The 18,904-nt window shown below is 66.2% G+C and carries 18 protein-coding genes; 15 read left to right on the plus strand and 3 right to left on the minus strand.

All coding sequences use genetic code 11. The annotated features are described in order from the left end of the window. Window positions 1-96 precede the first annotated feature (96 nt). Window positions 97-882: an FKBP-type peptidyl-prolyl cis-trans isomerase gene (locus ACFPN1_RS03860; RefSeq protein ID WP_386753154.1), complete on the minus strand. Its 786-nt coding sequence runs from the start codon at window positions 880-882 to the stop codon at window positions 97-99. A 97-nt stretch (window positions 883-979) separates the two neighbouring features. Next, window positions 980-1,924, minus strand: coding sequence for an FKBP-type peptidyl-prolyl cis-trans isomerase N-terminal domain-containing protein (locus ACFPN1_RS03865; RefSeq protein WP_386753156.1), 945 nt, complete (start codon window positions 1,922-1,924; stop codon window positions 980-982). A gap of 120 nt (window positions 1,925-2,044) precedes the next feature. Here ACFPN1_RS03865 and ACFPN1_RS03870 point away from each other — a divergent pair, with 120 nt between their 5' ends. From ACFPN1_RS03870 to bamE, 8 genes are all read left to right on the plus strand, one after another. Next, the gene (locus ACFPN1_RS03870; RefSeq protein WP_386753158.1) at window positions 2,045-2,221 is read left to right on the plus strand and encodes a hypothetical protein; all 177 of its coding nucleotides are present in this window, start codon (window positions 2,045-2,047) and stop codon (window positions 2,219-2,221) included. 197 nt (window positions 2,222-2,418) lie between these two features. After that, window positions 2,419-2,745 (plus strand): hypothetical protein, encoded by a 327-nt coding sequence (locus ACFPN1_RS03875; protein ID WP_386753160.1) that lies wholly within the window; start codon window positions 2,419-2,421, stop codon window positions 2,743-2,745. A gap of 1 nt (window position 2,746) precedes the next feature. Then, window positions 2,747-3,118 carry a GntR family transcriptional regulator gene (locus tag ACFPN1_RS03880; protein ID WP_386753162.1) on the plus strand — a complete coding sequence of 124 codons (372 nt, stop codon included), beginning with the start codon at window positions 2,747-2,749 and terminating at the stop codon, window positions 3,116-3,118. Next, a complete protein-coding gene (locus ACFPN1_RS03885) occupies window positions 3,115-4,038 on the plus strand; it encodes an ABC transporter ATP-binding protein (RefSeq protein WP_386753164.1) in 924 nt (307 codons plus the stop codon). Before ACFPN1_RS03880 ends, ACFPN1_RS03885 begins: the two co-directional genes overlap by 4 nt. Then, a complete protein-coding gene (locus ACFPN1_RS03890; RefSeq protein ID WP_386753165.1) occupies window positions 4,035-5,033 on the plus strand; it encodes an ABC transporter permease in 999 nt (332 codons plus the stop codon). Before ACFPN1_RS03885 ends, ACFPN1_RS03890 begins: the two co-directional genes overlap by 4 nt. A gap of 39 nt (window positions 5,034-5,072) precedes the next feature. Then, window positions 5,073-5,708 carry a hypothetical protein gene (locus ACFPN1_RS03895; protein WP_386753167.1) on the plus strand — a complete coding sequence of 212 codons (636 nt, stop codon included), beginning with the start codon at window positions 5,073-5,075 and terminating at the stop codon, window positions 5,706-5,708. Between the two features lie 26 nt (window positions 5,709-5,734). Next, the gene (locus tag ACFPN1_RS03900) at window positions 5,735-6,586 is read left to right on the plus strand and encodes a YggN family protein (RefSeq protein ID WP_386753169.1); all 852 of its coding nucleotides are present in this window, start codon (window positions 5,735-5,737) and stop codon (window positions 6,584-6,586) included. A 171-nt stretch (window positions 6,587-6,757) separates the two neighbouring features. Next, window positions 6,758-7,123: an outer membrane protein assembly factor BamE domain-containing protein gene (gene bamE, locus ACFPN1_RS03905; RefSeq protein WP_386753171.1), complete on the plus strand. Its 366-nt coding sequence runs from the start codon at window positions 6,758-6,760 to the stop codon at window positions 7,121-7,123. Window positions 7,124-7,189: 66 nt separating this feature from the next. On the opposite strand, the gene ACFPN1_RS03910 is transcribed toward bamE, so the two are convergent. Next, window positions 7,190-8,599 carry a class II fumarate hydratase gene (locus ACFPN1_RS03910; RefSeq protein WP_386753172.1) on the minus strand — a complete coding sequence of 470 codons (1,410 nt, stop codon included), beginning with the start codon at window positions 8,597-8,599 and terminating at the stop codon, window positions 7,190-7,192. Between the two features lie 142 nt (window positions 8,600-8,741). On the opposite strand from ACFPN1_RS03910, the gene purB reads away from it, so the two are divergent. From purB to lpdA, 7 genes are all read left to right on the plus strand, one after another. After that, complete coding sequence (gene purB, locus ACFPN1_RS03915; RefSeq protein ID WP_386753174.1) at window positions 8,742-10,112, plus strand: adenylosuccinate lyase; 1,371 nt, start codon at window positions 8,742-8,744, stop codon at window positions 10,110-10,112. A gap of 91 nt (window positions 10,113-10,203) precedes the next feature. Further along, on the plus strand, window positions 10,204-10,719 hold the full coding sequence (locus tag ACFPN1_RS03920) for a VOC family protein (protein WP_386753175.1): 516 nt from the start codon (window positions 10,204-10,206) through the stop codon (window positions 10,717-10,719). Between the two features lie 25 nt (window positions 10,720-10,744). Next, window positions 10,745-11,995 carry a JmjC domain-containing protein gene (locus ACFPN1_RS03925; RefSeq protein WP_386753177.1) on the plus strand — a complete coding sequence of 417 codons (1,251 nt, stop codon included), beginning with the start codon at window positions 10,745-10,747 and terminating at the stop codon, window positions 11,993-11,995. Beyond that, window positions 11,992-12,909, plus strand: coding sequence for a GNAT family N-acetyltransferase (locus tag ACFPN1_RS03930; RefSeq protein ID WP_386753178.1), 918 nt, complete (start codon window positions 11,992-11,994; stop codon window positions 12,907-12,909). The genes ACFPN1_RS03925 and ACFPN1_RS03930 overlap by 4 nt, the downstream gene beginning before the upstream one ends. Before the next feature lie 284 nt (window positions 12,910-13,193). After that, the gene (locus ACFPN1_RS03935; protein WP_386753180.1) at window positions 13,194-16,028 is read left to right on the plus strand and encodes a 2-oxoglutarate dehydrogenase E1 component; all 2,835 of its coding nucleotides are present in this window, start codon (window positions 13,194-13,196) and stop codon (window positions 16,026-16,028) included. A gap of 43 nt (window positions 16,029-16,071) precedes the next feature. After that, complete coding sequence (gene sucB / locus ACFPN1_RS03940) at window positions 16,072-17,295, plus strand: dihydrolipoyllysine-residue succinyltransferase (RefSeq protein WP_386753182.1); 1,224 nt, start codon at window positions 16,072-16,074, stop codon at window positions 17,293-17,295. Between the two features lie 173 nt (window positions 17,296-17,468). Then, window positions 17,469-18,890, plus strand: a complete 1,422-nt coding sequence (gene lpdA / locus ACFPN1_RS03945; RefSeq protein WP_386753184.1) for a dihydrolipoyl dehydrogenase — start codon at window positions 17,469-17,471, stop codon at window positions 18,888-18,890. Window positions 18,891-18,904 lie beyond the last annotated feature (14 nt).

An 18,904-nucleotide genomic window follows, 5' to 3' on the forward strand; every position in this document is an offset into this window, starting at 1 on the left:
CCTGTTTCGTCGCGGGCCGACGCGGCCCGCGACCTTACGCAATGGCGGCTCCACTCCCGGTGAAGCCGCGCAGTCGCCTGCACGGCACGCCGCGGCTTACTTCGCCTGCGCTTCCTTCACGATCTCGAGCAGCTCGACCTCGAAAACCAGCGTCGCGTTCGGACCGATCGGGCCGCCCTGCGTGCCAGCTTCGCCATAGGCCAGCGATCCGGGGATCCACAGCTTGTACTTGCTGCCCACCGGCATCAGCGCGAGGCCTTCGCGCCAGCCCGGAATGACGCCGCCGAGCGGGAAGGTCGCCGGCGTGCCACGGTCGTAGGAGCTGTCGAAGGTCTTGCCGTCGAGCAGCGTGCCCTTGTAGTGCACCTTCACGACATCGCTGTCCTTCGGCTTCGGACCGGTGCCTTCCGTGATCACCTGATACTGCAGTCCCGACGGCGTCGTCTTCACGCCGGGCTTCTTGGCGTTCTCGGCGAGGAATTTCACGCCGTCTTCCCTGTTCTTCTTTGCCTCGGCCATCATCTTCGCGATCTGCTTGGCCTGCATTTCCTGGCCAAAGGCTTCGGCGATTTCCTGCGCCTGCTTGTCGTCCATGAGCATCTTCTCGCCCGCCACCGACGACTTGATCGCCTTGGTGATGGTCTCGACGTCGATCTCGTCCTTCACCTGCTCGAGCGACTTGCCCATCTGCATGCCGATCATGTAGCTGACCTTGTCCTTCTTGGTCGGCAGGCCGGCGATCTTGGGACCGAAATCCTGCGCGCCCTGCTCCGCCTTGGAATCGGCGGCGGGCTTGTCGGCGGGCTTGTTGCAGGCGGCGACAGTGACAGCCAGGGCGGCCGCGGCGAGAACCGCGGAAGCGCGGCGGTTGAAACGGGTCATTGGGGAACTCCTGGAATATCGAAGGGCGAAGCCGGGCACCGTGGCGATGCCCGGCTGAACGTCGCGTCAGCGCGCGATCCGCTCGTGCGTGAAAGGTTTACTGCGGCAGGATCGCCAGCAGTTCGACATCGAAGACGAGGGTGGAGTTCGGACCGATGGTGCCGTCCGGGGTTCCCTTCGCGCCATAGGCGAGATCGCCCGGAATCCAGAAGCGGTACTTGGCGCCCACCGGCATCAGCGACAGGCCTTCGGTCCAGCCGGCGATCACCTGGTTCAGGCCGAATTCGACCGGCTGTCCGCCGCGATCGTAGGAGCTGTCGAACACGGTGCCGTTGAGCAGGGTGCCGTGGTAGTTCACGCGCACGCGATCGGTCGCGCGCGGGCGCTGGCCGGCGCCCTGGCGCAGCACCATGTACTGCAGGCCGGACGGCGTGGTGAACACGCCCTTCTCCGCCTTGTTCTTTGCAAGGAACTCGGCGCCTTCCGCCTTGTTCTTTTCCGCTGCCGCCGCGGCGCGCGCCTGCAGCTTCGACTGCATCTTCTGCGAGAACGTCGCACGGATGGCGTTGAGCTCTTCCTCGCTCAGCAGCGCCTTGCCGTTGGCCATGGTCGTGCGCACGGCCTGCAGGAACACCGGCATGTCGATTTCGTCCTGGATTGGAGCGAGCGAGCGGCCGACGTCGCTGCCGACCAGCAGGCCGACCTTGTCCTTGCCCACTTCAGGAGTCTTTCCGTCGGGAGCAGGCTGACCATTGCGCGCGGCGATGCGCGCCATCAGCGCCTGTCCGGTGTTCCTGGCTTCGTCGGGCGTCAGCATCGGCTTGCCGCCGGCGAAAGCGTTGCGGATGGCCTTCTCGAATGCGGCCATGTCCAGGTCCGGACCCACCGGTGCGATCGAATGTCCAATGTCGGAGCCGACCATGTAGCTGGCTTTGTCGCGATCGGTAGTCAGCACGGTCTTGTCCTGGGCAGAAGCGGTGACGGCCGACATGGCGGCCACCGTGGTCAACAGCGCGACGACGCCGCGCAGAAAGGGCTTCATGGAAACTCCTGATGGGACGCACCACGATCGCGGCGCGAAGCGGCTATTGTCGCGAGCCACCGCGACATGGGCAATGCAGCAGCAGTGCCGCCTTCATGCGAAAGCATGGATTGCGACGGGATGCGCAAGTGGCGCATCGCCAGGCCCGAGCCGGCCACACAACAGGCATTGGTTCGCCGGACGTCGACGGCCGGCGTCGGCTACCCGCAGAACATCCCGTCGCTGTCTCCGCATGTCGCCCGAAACTGGCAAGCGGCCTTCGGCGCAGTTTTCGCGGGTGCCGCGGCACTGGAGTGACCGGCAAGGCGGCCCCGCCCCGAGCTGGGCCGTGGCTGCGTCATCACCCAAGCAATTGATTCAAAAGGGTATTTCCCCCGGTTCCAGCGACCCGCGCCGGGATATGCCTTCAGTTGGGTACACGGCCGGTTGACGGGGTGTGTTTAGGTGTTATAGTTGCATACAACACCGGTCTACCAACGAGCAGGACGTTCGCCATGAACCGCAAGCTCCGCAACTCGCTCTCCGCCGTCACTGCCTCCGGCTCCGCGCTGGCCATTGCCCTGATGGTCGCGGTGCCTGCCGGCACTTCCCCCGTGACGACGCAGGACCGCATCACCGCTTCGACCATGCAGCGCGCCGATCTCGGTTCGCTGACCCAGGCCGTCGCCCTGTCCGCCGAAATCGCCGCCGCTTCCGCGCTGGCGCTCGAAGCGGACGGAGGCATGGATGCCCACCCCCAACAGCGCGCGCCCCACAAGGGCCTGCGTCATCGCCGGCAGACCGTCGTCATGCCGTATTTCTCCTTCCTGCCGCGGGGCTGACATGACCGCAATCCAATGGAGCGACAGCGCTCCCATCTACCGCCAGCTGAAGGAGCGCGTCATCGCCATGATGCTCGATGGCCTGCTCAAGCCCGGCGACGCCCTGCCTTCCGTACGGCAGGTCGCAGCCGAGTATCAGCTCAATCCAATCACCGTCTCGCGCGCCTACCAGGAACTGGCGGACGAGGCTCTCGTCGAGAAGCGCAGAGGTCTGGGCATGTACGTCACAGAAGAAGCCGCAAGGAAGTTGCTGTTCAACGAGCGTGACCGGTTCCTGCGCGAGGAATGGCCGCAGGTCGTCGAGCGCATCAAGCGCCTTGGGCTGAAGATCGAAGAGTTGCTGGCGACCGAAGCTACGGGTGGTGCGCAATGAACGTCATCGCCGAATCCCTGTCCGCCGAAAGCCGCGCGCCCGATAGCCGCGCCACCGAAAGCCGTCCTGTCGTCCTCGCCCGCGGCCTGCGCAAGCATTACAAGAACAAGCTCGCGCTGGACGGCACCAACTTCCAGATTGCCACCGGCCGAATCGTCGGCCTGATCGGACCCAACGGCGCCGGCAAGACCACCGCGCTGAAGGCCATGCTCGGCCTGATCCCGTTCGAAGGCGATCTGTCGGTCCTGGGCCGCGATCCGCGCACCCAGCGCGACGACCTGATGCGCGATGTCTGCTTCATTGCCGACGTGGCCGTGCTGCCGCGCTGGATCAAGGTGAAGGAAGCCATCGAGTTCGTCGCCGGCGTGCATCCGCGCTTCGACCGCGCCAAATGCGAGCGCTTCCTCGCCAATACCCAGCTCACCTCCGAACTGCGCGTGCGCGAAATGTCGAAGGGCATGATCGTGCAGCTGCACCTGGCACTGGTGATGGCGATCGACGCCAAGCTTCTGGTGCTCGACGAACCTACGCTCGGCCTCGACATCCTCTACCGCAAGCAGTTCTACCAGCGCCTGCTGGAGGATTACTTCGACGAGGAGAAGACGATCATCGTCACCACCCACCAGGTCGAGGAGATCGAACACATTCTTACCGACGTGATGTTCATCCGCGACGGCAAGATCGTCATCGATTCACCCATGGACACCATCGCCGATCGCTACGTCGAAGTGCTGGTCGCCAGCGACAAGGCCGCCGAAGCGCGCAGCCTCAAACCCATCGACGAACGCGCCCTGCCCTTCGGCAAGACCGTCATGTTGTTCGACGGCGTCGAGAAAGGCCGGCTCAGCACGCTGGGCGAAACCCGCACTCCGGGCCTGGCCGACCTGTTCGTCGCCACCATGAAGGGGACTTACGCATGAACGCCGTAGCTGAAACTCATGTCCACGCGGTGGCCCCGCCTCACGCGACCCACAAGCTCAAGCTGCTGATCAAGCGCGAATTCTGGGAGAACAAGGGCGGCTTCCTGTGGGCGCCGATCATCGTCGGCGGCATTGCCACGACCTTCGCCGCGCTCGCCGCCATCGCGGGCACCATCATGGGCCGGCGGCATGGCATGGGCGACTCCGTCGATGCTGACGATGTCGCCGAAGTAGCGAGGGTCCTTGGTGCCGTCGGAGATGGTGCGCTGCTCGCCGGCGTCGGCCTGGCGATGGCGGTACTGGCTTTCGTGGTGTTCTTCTACGCGCTCGGATCGCTTTACGACGATCGCCGCGACCGCAGCATCCTGTTCTGGAAATCGATGCCGGTCTCCGATGCCCAGATCGTGCTGTCCAAGGCCGCATGGGCACTGGTGCTCGCTCCGCTGGTCGCCGTGGCCATCGGCCTGATCATCGGACTCGCGTTCTGGCTGATCGTCGCACTGACCACGACCGTCAACAGCGTGCCCGGTGCCGGCGGGATCATCGTGAACTCGCACCCGTTCCGCATCGTGGCGAACATCCTGGTATCGCTGCCCGTCCAGATGCTGTGGTCGCTCCCCACCCTCGGCTGGCTGATGCTGTGTTCCGCCTGGTCGCGCCGCGTGCCCTTCCTGTGGGCAACGATGGTTCCGATCCTGTTCTGCACGATGGTCAGCTTCATGGGCATCTTCCCGCAGGTGGATATCCCGCATGACTGGCTCTGGTACACGGTGGTGTATCGCGGCCTGCTGAGCGTGGTGCCGGGCAGCTGGATTCCTCCGACCTTCAGTTCCGAACTCGAGAACGTTCATGGCCCGGACCAGCTTCCCAATCTGCTGCACATCGGCTCGAGCTGGCAGGTCCTGGCCCATGCCGATGTCTGGATCGGCGCGATCCTCGGCGTCGCGATGATCTACGGTGCGATCCGCCTGCGCCGCTGGAGGGAGGAGGGCTGAGCCCTCCTCTGACCACTGGCCCCACAAACGAGGATGTCCATGAACCGCAAGCACATCACAACCCTCGCCCTCGCCATGGCCCTGTCGCCGCTGGCTGCCCAGGCGGCGACGGTGAAGAGCGAAGTCGAGCAGGATCTCGACGAGGCCCGGCAGGAAGTCAGGATGGAAATGGCGCAGGCGCGCGCAGATCTGGACAGTGAAAACCTGTCCCTCGACGGTCTGAAGTTCGGCAAGCATGAGCGCACGGAAGCCAATCTGCCGAAGGGCGAGATCACTCCGCGCGGCGACCTGCTGATCGACGGCAAGGCGGTCGCCCTCGACGCCGGACAACGCCAGCAGATGCTGGACTATCGCACGCAGGTCATCGGCATCGCCAAGACCGGCCTCGATGCCGGCGAGCGGGCGGCGATGCTCGCCATCGAGGCCACCGACGTCTCGCTGTTCCGGCTCATCGTGGGAGGTCTTACCGGCAGCCTCGAGCGCCGCGTGGAAGCGACGGTGCAGCGGGAACTCCAGCCGATGGTGTTGCAGATCTGCCACCGCCTGCCGCAGTTGCGCGACTCGCAGCAGGCACTGGCTGCGAGCGTGCCCGAGTTCCGGCCGTACGCGACGCTCGACAGCGACGACGTCGGGAATTGCGAGCGCGACCTCCGCAAAGACCTGGCCACGCGCTGAGCGCCGACGCCGAGAAAGGACGACAAATGAACAACCGCATCCGCACCATGGGCACCCTCGTTCTGGTCGCCGCGCTGGCCGCGTGCAGCGACTCCGGCAAGACGCCCGCGCAACCCGCGGCCACGTCGTCGACGACACAGCCCACCAGTTCCCTGGGCAAGCTCGTCAACAAGGAAATCCAGGAAGCCCGCGAGAAGCTCGCTACGGAGAACATCGGCCTCAACGACACGGTCCACATCAATTCCGACAAGCACGGCGGTGTCAGCATTTTCAGTGGCGACAAGGACGGCAAGGACGATCGCCCGAAAGCGGAGATCACGCCCAAGGGCGATCTATTGATCGACGGCAAGGCCGTTGCGATCAATGCCGAACAACGCGCGGTGTTGCTGGAGTACCGTGCGCACGTCATCGGTGTTGCCGAGAGCGGCATGGAAATCGGCGTGCAGGGCGCCGACCTTGCCGCCAAGGCAGTGGGTGAAGCCTTCAAGGGCATCTTCTCGGGCAAGTCGGAGCAGGACATCGAGAAAACCGTCGAAGCCGAAGCCGCCGGAATCAAGGAGGCAGCGGCGAGGCTCTGCGGCCGCCTGCCGGCCATGATGGCGACGCAGCAGAAGCTCGCTGCCGCCCTGCCCGAGTTCAAGCCTTACGCGACGATGACCCAGGAAGACATCGACGAGTGCATGAAGGACAGCGACGAGGCGACTGCGCATCAGGCCAAGTCCGAGATCCGGGAAGAGATTCGCTCGACGATCCGCGAATCCGTGCGCGATTCGGTTCGCGGCACCGTCCGACAGGCCGTGGGTCAGGACGACAGTCAGGACGAAGCGAAGGAACCGAGCGAAGACGCCGACGCCGACGCCGCGTCGCAGACGCACTGATCAGCGTTGTACGACGGGCTGGACTCGCCGCATGCCGGTGTCGGCGGGTCCGGCTTCGTCCCTGTGTATCGAGTAGGCGCGTGTTACGCTTCTTGCGCCGGGGCGCTGCTGCCTCGTGCGGGCAGCCAACGGAATGCTCCCGGCTCCAAGCCAACTCTCACAAGGACGACAATGAAGAAGCTCATCGCTGCGCTCGCAGTTTGCCTGGCATGTTCCTCCGCCCATGCCGGCATCAAGGATTTCCTCGCGTACAAGAGCGGTACCGAAATCACGCAGGAACAGTTCGACGCCCTCACCGTCGGCAAGTCCAGGAAGGACGATGTCATCGCCGCCGTCGGACACCCCGGCCGCAAGGAACAGTTGGGCGACCACCAGACCTGGTACTACGACTTCACCAAGATCCGCCACTTCGGCGGCGACGTGAACGAGTCCACGGTGTTCGAGTTCGACAAGGCCGGCCTGCTCGTCGACAAGTACAAGACCGGCAACGCCAGGACCAGCAATCCGCTCGAAGCCGCTGCGAAGGCCGCCAAGTAATCCTTCGCTGCCTTCCCGCAGGGGCACGCGCAGGCGTGCCCCTTTTCATTTTTTGGCGACGCTGTCTCAGCCGCCGGAACCGCCGCCGTGGATGCCGCCCTTGGTCAGCGTGTGGGCATCGAGCAGGCGCCGCAGTTCCTTCGCGGACAATCCGCTGCGTTCCATCGCCACATCCAGCACCGGGCGACCTTCCCTATAGGCCTGCTTGGCGATGGCTGCCGCCTTTTCGTAGCCGATGATCGGATTGAGCGCCGTGACCAGGATGGGGTTGCGGTCCAGCGCCTGGCGGACCCGATCCTCGCGCACGCGCAGGCCGGCGATGGTCGAGTCGGCGAGCAGCCGCATCGCACTCGCCAGCAGCCGGATCGAATCGAGCAGGTCGCAGGCGATCAGCGGGAGCATCACATTGAGCTGGAAGTTGCCGCTCTGCCCGGCGACGGTTATCGCCGTGTGGTGACCCATCACCTGCGCGCACACCATCGCCACCGATTCGGGAATCACCGGATTGACCTTGCCGGGCATGATCGAGCTGCCCGGTTGCAGCGCCGGCAGTTCGATCTCGCCCAGGCCGGCCAGCGGACCGGAATTCATCCAGCGCAGGTCGTTGGCGATCTTCATCAGCGCCACCGCCAGTGCATTGAGCTGGCCGGACAACTCCACCGCATCGTCCTGCGCGGCCAATCCTTCGAACTTGTCGGCCGCGGACTCGAATCGCGTCCCGGTCATCGTCGACAACGCGCGTGCCATCGCGCGGCCGAAACGCGGGTCGGCGTTGATGCCGGTGCCGATGGCGGTGCCGCCGATCGGCAACCGGCGCAACCGCTTCAGCGCGTCCTCGATGCGCGCCTGCGCCGACGCCAGCTGCGATGCCCATGCACCGAATTCCTGCCCGAAGGTCAACGGCATCGCATCCATCAGGTGGGTGCGGCCGGTCTTGGTCACCTTGCGCAGCGATGCCGCCCGGCGCTCGATGGTCTTGCGCAGATGCCTGAGTGCCGGCAGCAACTGTTCGGTCGTGGACAGCTGCGCAGACACGCGGATCGCGGTCGGGATGACATCGTTGGAACTCTGGCCGAGGTTGACGTGGTCGTTCGGGTGGATCTTCGCGCGGCCGCTCCGGCTCGCCAGCGTCGCGATGACCTCGTTGGCATTCATGTTGCTCGACGTGCCGGAACCGGTCTGGAACACGTCGATCGGGAAGTGCGCATCGTGTCGGCCCTCGGCGACTTCCAGCGCGGCGCGACGGATGGCCGCTGCGGCCATCTTTCCGAGCAACCCGAAGCCGCCGTTGACCTCCGCGGCCGCAGCCTTCACCAGACCGAGGGCGCGGATGAATTCACGCGGCATCGGCACCCCGGAAACCGGAAAGTTCTGCACCGCGCGCTGGGTCTGGGCCCCCCAGAGCGCATCGGCGGGTACGCGCAGTTCGCCCATGCTGTCGTGCTCCACGCGGAATCCAGCGGCCTTCTTCGCCATTGCACACTCCCTGTTTGCCTGCCGCAGGCAGCTTACGCCGCCTCCCGTGCCGGGACACGACAGAACCGCGGGCAGCTCTCATGGCCGGGGTGCCCGGCCGGACGCGGTAGAATCGCGGTTTGCCTTCGCTGCCCTGTCTGCCATGTCCGTCGAAACCCAGCTCCTCGCCCTGTCCCCGCTCGATGGCCGCTACGCCGGCAAGGTCGATGCGCTGCGTCCGATCTTCTCGGAGTTCGGCCTGATCAGGGCCCGCGTGAAGGTCGAGGTCGAATGGCTGCTGGCGCTCGCCGCCGAACCCGGCATCGTCGAACTAAAGCCGTTCTCCGCCGACGCCATCGCGCGCCTGCGGGCGCTGGCCGACAACCTGTCGGTGGCCGATGCGGCACGGGTGAAGGAAATCGAGCGCACCACCAACCACGACGTCAAGGCCGTCGAGTACCTGATCAAGGAAAAGCTCAAGGGCGATGCCGAGCTGGGACCGGCGCTGGAGTTCGTCCACTTCGCCTGCACCAGCGAGGACATCAACAACCTCAGCTATGCGCTGATGCTCAACGAAGCGCGGCAGGACGTGCTGCTGCCCAGGCTGGACGAGCTGATCCAGAAGCTGCGCGCCATGGCGAAGGAGTACGCCGGCGTGCCGATGCTGTCGCGCACGCACGGTCAGACCGCCTCGCCGACAACCGTGGGCAAGGAACTGGCCAACGTCGTCGCGCGCCTGCAGCGCCAGGGCGAAGTGCTCGCGGGCCTGCCGATGCCTGGCAAGATCAACGGCGCGGTCGGCAATTACAACGCGCATGTCGCCGCCTATCCCGATGTCGACTGGACCACGTTCTCGCGCCGCTTCGTCGAATCGCTCGATCTGACCTGGCAGCCGTACACCACCCAGATCGAACCGCACGACGGCGTCGCCGAACTGTGCGATGTCGGCAAGCGCATCGACACCATCGCCATCGACCTGTGCCGCGACATCTGGGGCTACATCTCGCAGGGCTACTTCAGGCAGGCGGTGAAAGCGGGTGAGGTCGGCAGCTCGACCATGCCGCACAAGGTCAACCCGATCGACTTCGAGAACGCCGAAGGCAACTTCGGCATCGCCAGCGCATTGTTCGAACACTTCGCTGCCAAGCTGCCGATCAGCCGCTGGCAGCGCGACCTCACCGACTCGACGGTGTTGCGCGCGCTGGGCACCGCCTTCGGCCACATGCTGATCGGCTTCGAGTCGCTGCAGCGCGGCCTGGGCAAGCTCAGCGTCAACCCGGAACGCCTCGCCGCCGACCTCGACGCCGCCTGGGAAGTGCTGGCCGAAGCGGTGCAGACGGTGATGCGCCGCCACGGCATGCCCAATCCGTACGAACAGCTCAAGGCGCTGACCCGGGGCCAGGGCATTACCGAGGTTTCCATGCGCGAATTCATCGCCTCGCTGGATCTGCCCGCCGATGCGAAGCAGCGGCTGCTCGACATGACGCCGGGGAGCTACATCGGCCTGGCCGAGCGCCTGGCCGGCGAGATCTGAGCGACCGGACGACGATGGAAACGGGCCGCTGCATGCGGCCCTTTTTCTTCATCGCCCGGGCATCACTCGCCGGCAGGTCGGATCCCCTGAGGTGGCGATCGCCTACATCCGCATGAAGCCGGCAAACGCCCCCGCCAACGCGACGCAAACCTGCGGCGAAGTAGAATGCGCGCCCCGCACGACGGGCGCACGCCACATGAAAGCCGCGAACCTGCTGCTCAACATCGACGTCCCCGAGATCGCGACCGCCGAGGCCTTCTACACCGCCGCATTCGGCCTGCACGCCGGCCGCCGCTTCGGCGCCGACGCCGTGGAGTTGCTCGGGTTGGAAGCCCCGCTATACCTGCTGGCCAAGCCGGAAGGCAGCATCGGCGCGGACGATTCCCCCCGCACCTACGCGCGGCACTGGACCCCGCTCCACTGCGACCTGGCCGTGGAGGATCTCGATGCGGCGCTGGCACGCGCCATCGCCGCGGGCGCGGTGCAGGAAGGCGCCACGCGGGAAACCCGGTGGGGACGCCTCGTGCAGCTGGCCGATCCCTACGGCCACGGCTGGTGTCTGATCGAGTTTCGCGGCCGCGGCTACGACGAAATCGCCACCAACTGAATTCCCACATTACCGACGAGCATCCATGGCACGACAGCCCGGCAAGCAGCGCAGCGGCACCGCGAAGAACGCAGCACCACCGATCGAGATCGACGCATCTGCCTTGCCCCCGCTGGGCATGCCCGCGGCGCGGTTCCTGCGGGATTACTGGCAGAAGCGTCCGCTGCTGATCCGCAACGCGTTCCCCGGCTTCGAATCGCCGATCCAGCCCGAAGACCTGGCCGGTCTGGCCTGTGAGGAAGGCACGCTGTCGCGCATCGTCGCCCACGACCGCGAACGCGACGGCTGGATGCTGCGCCACGGGCCTTTCGACGAAGCGCTGTTCCCCGACATGCCGCACCACGACTGGACGCTGCTGGTGCAGGACGTGGACAAGTGGGACAGCGATGTCGCGGCGCTGCTCGAGGCCTTCGATTTCCTGCCGCGCTGGCGCATCGACGACATCATGGTGTCGTTCGCCGCGCCGGGCGGATCGGTTGGCGCGCATGTCGATCAGTACGACGTGTTCCTGCTGCAGGCGCTCGGGCACCGACGCTGGCAGATCGACGCTTCGGAGAATCCGTCCCCGGAATTCCGCAACGACGTCGAGCTGAAGCTGCTGCGCGAGTTCCATCCCACCCACGAGTGGCTGCTGCGGCCGGGCGACATGCTGTACCTACCGCCGGGCGTTCCCCATCACGGCGTGGCCGAGGACGCCTGCCTGACGTTCTCGGTCGGGATGCGCGCGCCCAGCGCTGCCGAACTGCTGGGCGATTTCGTCGACACGCTCGCGGCGGACGCCGACGAGTCGCTGCGTTATCGCGACCCCGACCTCGCTCCGGCGAAGGATCCGGCGCAGATCGACGACGACGCCATGCGGCGTGCGATCGAAGCGCTGAACGCGTTGCGCATGAACGATCCGGAGCGCCTGGGCGACTGGTTCGGCCGCTTCGTCACGCTGTACCGCAACGCGGGCGAAGTGCTGGCGCCACCCGAAGGCGCCGGTGACGCGGCACGTTCGCGCATCGAGGTCGAATGGGACCTGCAACACGGCGCGACGCTCGAGCGGCATCCCTACTCGCGCATGGCCTGGCGCAAGGCCGGCCGCGCGGCCCGACTCTACGTCAACGGCCAGGGCTACGACTTGCCGGTTCGCGACGCCAAATCCGTTGCCAATGCCAAGGGGATCGATGGCGCGGCGTATGCGGCGCTCTCCGACAGGGGACGCGACTGCGTCCACGAGTTGCTGCAGGCCGGGCACTACAGCCTGGCGACCGGAAGCGAGGAAGAGGAATGAGCGTCGTCACCGCTCCCGAACCGGCCTTCACCGTGCAGGGCGTCGATTACCAGACCGCGCTGGCGCAATTACGGACGGTGCGCGAAACCGTCTTCGTGCGCGAACAGGGCGTGCCGCTGGAACTGGAGCTGGACGAACTCGATCCGCAGTGCCATCACGTGCTCGCCCTGGATGCGCAGGGCGAACCGATCGGCACCGTCCGCCTGACCCCGGAGCGCAAGATCGGCCGCATGGCCGTCCTCGCCGCTTGGCGTGGCCGCGGTGTGGGCGACGCGCTGCTGCTGGCCCTGCTCGACAAGGCGCGCGAACTGGGCTGGCACGAAGTGTCCCTGCACGCGCAGGCCAGCGCGATCGGCTTCTACGCCCGGCATGGCTTCCTGCCATACGGCGAACGCTTCGTCGAAGCCGGCATCGAGCACCAGGCCATGCGACGGTTGCTGGATGCCGCCAATCCCGTGGAAACGCACGAGGCCGCCATCGCCGCCCTGCTCGGCGTGATCGGCACCGCGCGGCGCGAACTGTGGATCTACAGCCGCGAACTCGACCCGGGCCTGCTCGACCACCCCGACGTGGTCACAGCCCTGCGCCAGTTCGGCACCCACCGCGGCGTCGCCCACATCCTCCTGCAGGACGCCGTGGCTCCGCAGTCCTCGCATGCGCCGCTGCTGGGTCTCGCGCAGCGGCTGCCCAGCGCCTTGCTCTTCCGCGTGATCGAAGAGCCGATCGACCGCGCCTACGCCTCGGCATTCGCCGTCAACGACCGTGGCGGCTGGTACTTCCGCACCCTGGGCCATCGCCCGGAAGGCGAAACCCGCATCGACCAGCCCGCCCGAGCGCGGCAACTGCAGAACGTGTTCGAACCCGTGTGGGAGCGGGCCCGCCCCTGCAGCGAGTTCCGCGCACTGGGCATCTGAGTCGCAGACGCCCCAGCCCAAGCGGCAACGCCGGACGTTTTCGGCCGGCCCTGGCGAGGAAAACGCTTCGTTCCCCGCTGGCGGCTACTCCACACGCCCCCAGGCCCGCACCTCGGCACATGACGGCCGCCCGCTCATGCCGCAACCGCATGATGCAGCGCGACATGGGCTGCGGCTATAATTTTGGCCCTTTCGCGTCACCTGCAGCCCGTCGCACCGGCACTTCGCAAAAAAGCCTGCCGGATCAACCGCTTGCCTACAACTCGGATCTCCCCGACATCATCGTGGACAGTCTTCTCAAGCAGTTTGCCCAGTCCTCGCAGCTCGGCGCCAACGCCGCCTATATCGAAGACCTGTACGAGCAGTACCTGGTCGACCCCGACAGCGTCGGGGCGAAGTGGAAGACCTATTTCGACGGCCTCAAGGGCCGCGAATCCGGCGATGTCCCGCATTCCGCCGTCATCGGGCAGATCGCCGTCGCGGGCAAGCTCGCCGCGGCCGGCAAGCTGGCCACGGCAACGGGCGGCGGCGACGAGCGCGAACGCGCCGTCGGCAAGCTGATCACCGCCTACCGCTCGCGCGGCCACCTGCAGGCGAACATCGACCCGCTGGGCATGCTGGCCAAGCCCGAGGCACCGGACCTGGCGATCGGCTTCCACCATCTCTCCGAAAGCGACCTGTCGGTGGAATTCAGCACCGGCGGCGTCGCGGGCAAGGACCGCATGAAGCTCGGCGACCTCGTCGCCCTGCTCAAGGCGACCTACACCGGTCCGATCGGCGCCGAGTACATGCACATCACCGACGTCGAACAGCGTCGCTGGATGCAGGAGCGCATGGAAACCGCCGGCGGCAGGTTCGGCCGCACCGCCGACGACAAGAAGCGCATCCTCGAGCGCCTCACCGCGGCCGATGGCCTGGAGCGCTACCTCGGCACCAAGTACGTCGGCCAGAAGCGCTTCTCGCTGGAAGGCGGCGATGCGCTGATTCCGCTGATGGACACCACGATCCGCCGCGCCGGCGAACAGGGCGCGAAGGACGTGATCATCGGCATGGCCCATCGCGGCCGCCTCAACGTCCTGGTCAACACGCTCGGCAAGCCGCCGCGCCAGCTGTTCGACGAGTTCGAAGGCAAGTTCGAGCACGTCCACAACGACCTCGCCCACCAGGGCGACGTGAAGTACCACATGGGCTTCAGCGCCGACGTCGCCACGCCCGGCGGCCCGGTGCACCTCGCCCTCGCGTTCAATCCCTCGCACCTGGAAATCGTCGACCCGGTGGTCGCCGGTTCCGTGCGTTCGCGCCAGAGCCGCCGCGGCGACAAGGGCCGCCAGCAGGTCCTGCCGGTGCTGATCCACGGCGACGCGGCCTTCGCAGGCCAGGGAGTGGTGATGGAGCTGTTCCAGATGTCGCAGGCGCGCGGTTTCGCCGTCGGCGGCACCATCCACATCGTGATCAACAACCAGGTCGGCTTCACCACCAGCGACCGCCAGGACGCGCGTTCGACGCTGTACTGCACCGACGTCGCGAAGATGATCAACGTGCCGATCCTTCACGTGAACGGCGACGACCCGGAAGCGGTGGTGTTCTGCGCGGAACTCGCCCTCGACTTCCGCAACCGCTTCGGCAAGGACGTGGTCATCGACCTCGTCTGCTACCGCCGCCACGGCCATAACGAAGCCGACGAGCCGGCGGCGACGCAGCCGCTGATGTACCAGGTCATCCGCAAGCACAGGACGCCGCGCGAACTCTACGCCGCGCGACTGGTGTCCGAAGGCGTGATCAAGGACACCGATGCGCAGGCGCTGTTCGACAGCTACCGCCAGAAGCTCGACGACGGCGTGGTCACCACCGAGCTGGTGGCCGTCACGCCGGACGAATTCGCCATCGACTGGTCGGGCTACCTCAAGGGCAAGCTCACCGACAAGGTCGACACGAAGTTCGATGGCAAGAAGCTGAAGAAGCTTGCCGAAACCATCAACGACGTGCCCGACACGCTCAAGCTGCATCCGCGCGTCGCCAAGATCTACGAAGACCGCCGCAAGATGACGGCCGGCGAGCTCCCGGGCGACTGGGGCTTCGCCGAGAACCTCGCCTACGCCACCCTGCTGGACGAAGGCTACAAGCTGCGCCTGGTCGGCCAGGACTGCGGCCGCGGCACGTTCTTCCATCGCCACGCGATCCTGCACGAGCAGACCACGGACGAATACGTGCTGCCGCTGCGCCGCCTGGTGCAGAAGCCGTCCGACGTCACCATCATCGACTCGCTGCTGAGCGAGGAGGCGGTGATGGCGTTCGAATACGGCTACTCCACCGCCGATCCGCAGACGCTCGACATCTGGGAAGCGCAGTTCGGCGACTTCGCCAACGGCGCGCAGGTGGTCATCGACCAGTTCCTGTCGTCGGGCGAGGCCAAGTGGGGCCGCCTGTGCGGTCTGGCGCTGTTCCTGCCGCACGGTTACGAAGGCCAGGGCCCCGAGCACAGCTCGGCGCGCCTGGAGCGCTTCCTGCAGCTGTGCGCGCTGGACAACATGATCGTCTGCACGCCGACCACGCCGGCGCAGGCCTACCACATGATCCGCCGCCAGATGCGCATGACCACGCGCAAGCCGCTGGTGGTGATGACGCCCAAGTCGCTGCTGCGCCACAAGCTCGCGGTGTCGACGATGGACGAACTGTCGAAGGGCAGCTTCCAGACGCTGATTCCCGCCAGCAACGTGAGCGACGCGAAGAAGGTCAAGCGCGTCGTCGTGTGTGGCGGCAAGGTCTATTACGACCTGCTGGAAGAGGCGCAGAAGCAGAACCTCGCCGACGTCGCCATCGTCCGCGTCGAACAGCTGTATCCGTTCCCGCGCACCGAACTCGTCGCCGAGCTCAAGCGCTTTGGCGCCGCGACCGACGTGGTGTGGTGCCAGGAAGAGCCGCAGAACCAGGGCGCCTGGTACCAGATCCGCCATCACCTGGCCGCGTGCCTCGCGCCGAAGCAGTCGTTGCACTACGCCGGCCGCCAGCGCTCGCCGTCGCCGGCCGCGGGCCATTTCGCCGATCACGTGATCGAGCAGAACGCCCTGGTCGCCGACGCGCTGGTCAACCCGCTGCGCGGCGAAGCCAGCCCCGAATAAAATCGCGTAACCCGCAACGCACTCTTTCTCCAAGGACTCATCCATGAGCACCGAAATCAAAGTCCCTGTCCTGCCCGAGTCGGTTTCCGACGCCACCATTGCCACCTGGCACAAGAAGGTCGGCGACGCGGTCAAGCGCGACGAGAACCTGGTCGACCTGGAAACCGACAAGGTCGTGCTGGAAGTCCCCTCGCCCGTCGACGGCGTGCTCAAGGAAATCAAGTTCGCCGAAGGCGCGACGGTCAACAGCCAGCAGGTGATCGGCGTGATCGAGGCCGGTGCAGTGGCCGCCGCGGAACCGGCGAAGCCCGCCGCGTCCGACGACGCCAAGAACAAGGCCGCCACCACCGCCGAAGCGCAGCCGGTCGTGTCGAAGGCCGCTGCCGCCGCCGCTCCGGCCGCCGCCAAGGCCGCCGGCGTCGAGCTGCCGCCCGGTGCGCGCTTCGCCGCCGCCACTTCCGGCGTCGATGCCTCGCAGGTCGAAGGCACCGGCCGCCGCGGCATGGTCACCAAGGAAGACATCGTCAACTACGCCAGCGGCAAGACCGCCGGCGTCGGCGGCGGCGCGCGTCCGGAAGAGCGCGTGCCGATGACCCGCATGCGCGCCCGCATCGCCGAGCGCCTGATGCAGTCGAAGAACTCGATCGCCATGCTCACCTCGTTCAACGAAGTGAACCTGGGCAAGGTCATGGCCATGCGCAAGGAACTCGGCGAACAGTTCGAGAAGGCCAACGGCATCAAGCTTGGCTTCATGAGCTTCTTCGCCAAGGCCGCCGCGAACGCGCTGCAGAAGTACCCGGTGATCAACGCCTCGGTCGATGGCAACGACATCATCTACCACGGCTACGCCGACATCTCGATCGCCGTTTCTACCGACAAGGGCCTGGTCACGCCGGTGCTGCGCAACGTCGAGCGCATGAGCTTCGCCGACGTCGAAGCGCAGATCGCCGAGTACGCCAAGAAGGCCCGCGACGGCAAGATCGGTCTGGAAGACCTGCAGGGCGGCACCTTCACCATCACCAACGGCGGCACCTTCGGTTCGCTGATGTCGACGCCGATCGTCAATCCGCCGCAGTCGGCGATCCTCGGCATGCACGCCATCAAGGAACGCGCCATCGTCGAGAACGGCCAGGTCATCGCCGCGCCGATGATGTACATCGCGCTGTCCTATGACCACCGCATCATCGACGGCAAGGACGCGGTGCTGTTCCTGGTCGACATCAAGAACCAGCTCGAGAATCCGCATCGGATGCTGCTGGGCATGTAAGAGCGGGCAAAGAGTGGAGAGGAGTGAGAAAAGAGAGAAAGCAGCTCTCCTCGCATCTTCTCCGCTCTTCCCAGGATCCTACGGCAGAGAGTGATCCAAGCTACGAGACGAAGGCCCGTGCTCTTGCTCGTTTCTCACTCCTAACCACTCACTCCTATTCCGGAATTCCTCCAATGGCAGAACAGTTCGACGTCGTCGTCATCGGCGCCGGCCCCGCCGGCTACCACGCCGCCATCCGCGCCGCGCAGCTCGGCCTGAAGACCGCGTGCATCGACGCCGCGCTCGGCAAGGACGGCAAGCCGGCCCTGGGCGGCACCTGCCTGCGCGTGGGTTGCATCCCGTCCAAGGCGCTGCTCGACAGCTCGCGCCAGTTCTGGAACATGGGCCACCTCTTCGGCGACCACGGCATCAGCTTCGACAAGCCGAAGATCGACGTGCCGACGATGATCGGCCGCAAGGACAAGATCGTTAAGCAGTTCACCGGCGGCATCGCGCAGCTGTTCAAGGCCAACAAGGTCACGCCGTTCTACGGTTTCGGCCAGCTGCAGCCGGGTAACGTGGTGAAGGTGAAGCAGCACGACGGCAGCGAAGTCGAGCTGAAGGGCACCAACGTCATCATCGCCGCCGGTTCGGATTCCATCGAACTGCCGTTCGCGAAGTTCGGCGAGCACATCGTCGACAACGTCGGCGCGCTCGATTTCGACAAGGTGCCCAAGCGCCTGGGCGTGATCGGCGCCGGCGTGATCGGCCTGGAGCTGGGCAGCGTGTGGAACCGCCTCGGCGCCGAAGTCACGGTGCTCGAGGGCCTGCCGAACTTCCTCGCCGCCGCCGACGCGGAAGTCGGCAAGGTCGCCGCGCGCGAGTTCAAGAAGCAGGGCCTCGACATCCGCCTGGGCTGCAAGGTCAGCAACACCGAGGTGAAGAAGGACGGCGTGCATGTCTTCTACACCGACGACAAGGGCGAGCAGGAAATCGTCGTCGACAAACTGCTGGTGGCCGTCGGCCGCCGCGCCGCGACCAAGGGCCTCCTGGCTGAAGGCACCGGCGTGAAGCTCAACGAGCGCGGCATGATCGAGGTCGACGCGCACTGCCACACCGGCGTCGACGGCGTGTGGGCCGTGGGCGACTGCGTGCGCGGCCCGATGCTCGCGCACAAGGGCTTCGAGGAAGGCATCGCGGTGGCCGAACTGATCGCCGGCCTCCCGGGCCATGTCAACCTCGACACGATTCCGTGGGTGATCTACACCGAGCCGGAAATCGCCTGGGTCGGCAAGACCGAGGAGCAGCTCAAGGCGGAAGGCATCCCGTACAAGGCCGGCAGCTTCCCGTTCGCGGCCGTGGGCCGCGCGGTGGCGATGGCCGAACCGGCGGGTTTCGTGAAGGTGCTGGCGCACGCCGAAACCGATACCGTGCTCGGCATGCACCTGGTTGGCGCCAACGTGTCCGAACTCGTGCACGAAGGCGTTCTGACGATGGAGTTCAAGGGCTCGGCCGACGACCTCGCCCGCATCTGCCACGCGCATCCGTCGCTGTCGGAAGCCGTGCACGACGCCGCGATGGCCGTGCACAAGCGCTCGATCCACAAGGCCAACTGAGGCGCGGCGATCGA

It is taken from the genome of Lysobacter yangpyeongensis, from assembly GCF_042655745.1.
GTDB classification, from domain to species: domain Bacteria; phylum Pseudomonadota; class Gammaproteobacteria; order Xanthomonadales; family Xanthomonadaceae; genus Agrilutibacter; species Agrilutibacter yangpyeongensis.

Bases quoted from the DNA above. Each gene is read 5' to 3' on its own strand.
- ACFPN1_RS03860 (WP_386753154.1), bottom strand. From the start codon at position 882: ATGACCCGTTTCAACCGCCGCGCTTCCGCGGTTCTCGCCGCGGCCGCC.
- ACFPN1_RS03865 (WP_386753156.1), bottom strand. From the start codon at position 1,924: ATGAAGCCCTTTCTGCGCGGCGTCGTCGCGCTGTTGACCACGGTGGCC.
- ACFPN1_RS03870 (WP_386753158.1), top strand. From the start codon at position 2,045: ATGCGCAAGTGGCGCATCGCCAGGCCCGAGCCGGCCACACAACAGGCA.
- ACFPN1_RS03875 (WP_386753160.1), top strand. From the start codon at position 2,419: ATGAACCGCAAGCTCCGCAACTCGCTCTCCGCCGTCACTGCCTCCGGC.
- ACFPN1_RS03880 (WP_386753162.1), top strand. From the start codon at position 2,747: ATGACCGCAATCCAATGGAGCGACAGCGCTCCCATCTACCGCCAGCTG.
- ACFPN1_RS03885 (WP_386753164.1), top strand. From the start codon at position 3,115: ATGAACGTCATCGCCGAATCCCTGTCCGCCGAAAGCCGCGCGCCCGAT.
- ACFPN1_RS03890 (WP_386753165.1), top strand. From the start codon at position 4,035: ATGAACGCCGTAGCTGAAACTCATGTCCACGCGGTGGCCCCGCCTCAC.
- ACFPN1_RS03895 (WP_386753167.1), top strand. From the start codon at position 5,073: ATGAACCGCAAGCACATCACAACCCTCGCCCTCGCCATGGCCCTGTCG.
- ACFPN1_RS03900 (WP_386753169.1), top strand. From the start codon at position 5,735: ATGAACAACCGCATCCGCACCATGGGCACCCTCGTTCTGGTCGCCGCG.
- bamE (WP_386753171.1), top strand. From the start codon at position 6,758: ATGAAGAAGCTCATCGCTGCGCTCGCAGTTTGCCTGGCATGTTCCTCC.
- ACFPN1_RS03910 (WP_386753172.1), bottom strand. From the start codon at position 8,599: ATGGCGAAGAAGGCCGCTGGATTCCGCGTGGAGCACGACAGCATGGGC.
- purB (WP_386753174.1), top strand. From the start codon at position 8,742: ATGTCCGTCGAAACCCAGCTCCTCGCCCTGTCCCCGCTCGATGGCCGC.
- ACFPN1_RS03925 (WP_386753177.1), top strand. From the start codon at position 10,745: ATGGCACGACAGCCCGGCAAGCAGCGCAGCGGCACCGCGAAGAACGCA.
- ACFPN1_RS03930 (WP_386753178.1), top strand. From the start codon at position 11,992: ATGAGCGTCGTCACCGCTCCCGAACCGGCCTTCACCGTGCAGGGCGTC.
- sucB (WP_386753182.1), top strand. From the start codon at position 16,072: ATGAGCACCGAAATCAAAGTCCCTGTCCTGCCCGAGTCGGTTTCCGAC.
- lpdA (WP_386753184.1), top strand. From the start codon at position 17,469: ATGGCAGAACAGTTCGACGTCGTCGTCATCGGCGCCGGCCCCGCCGGC.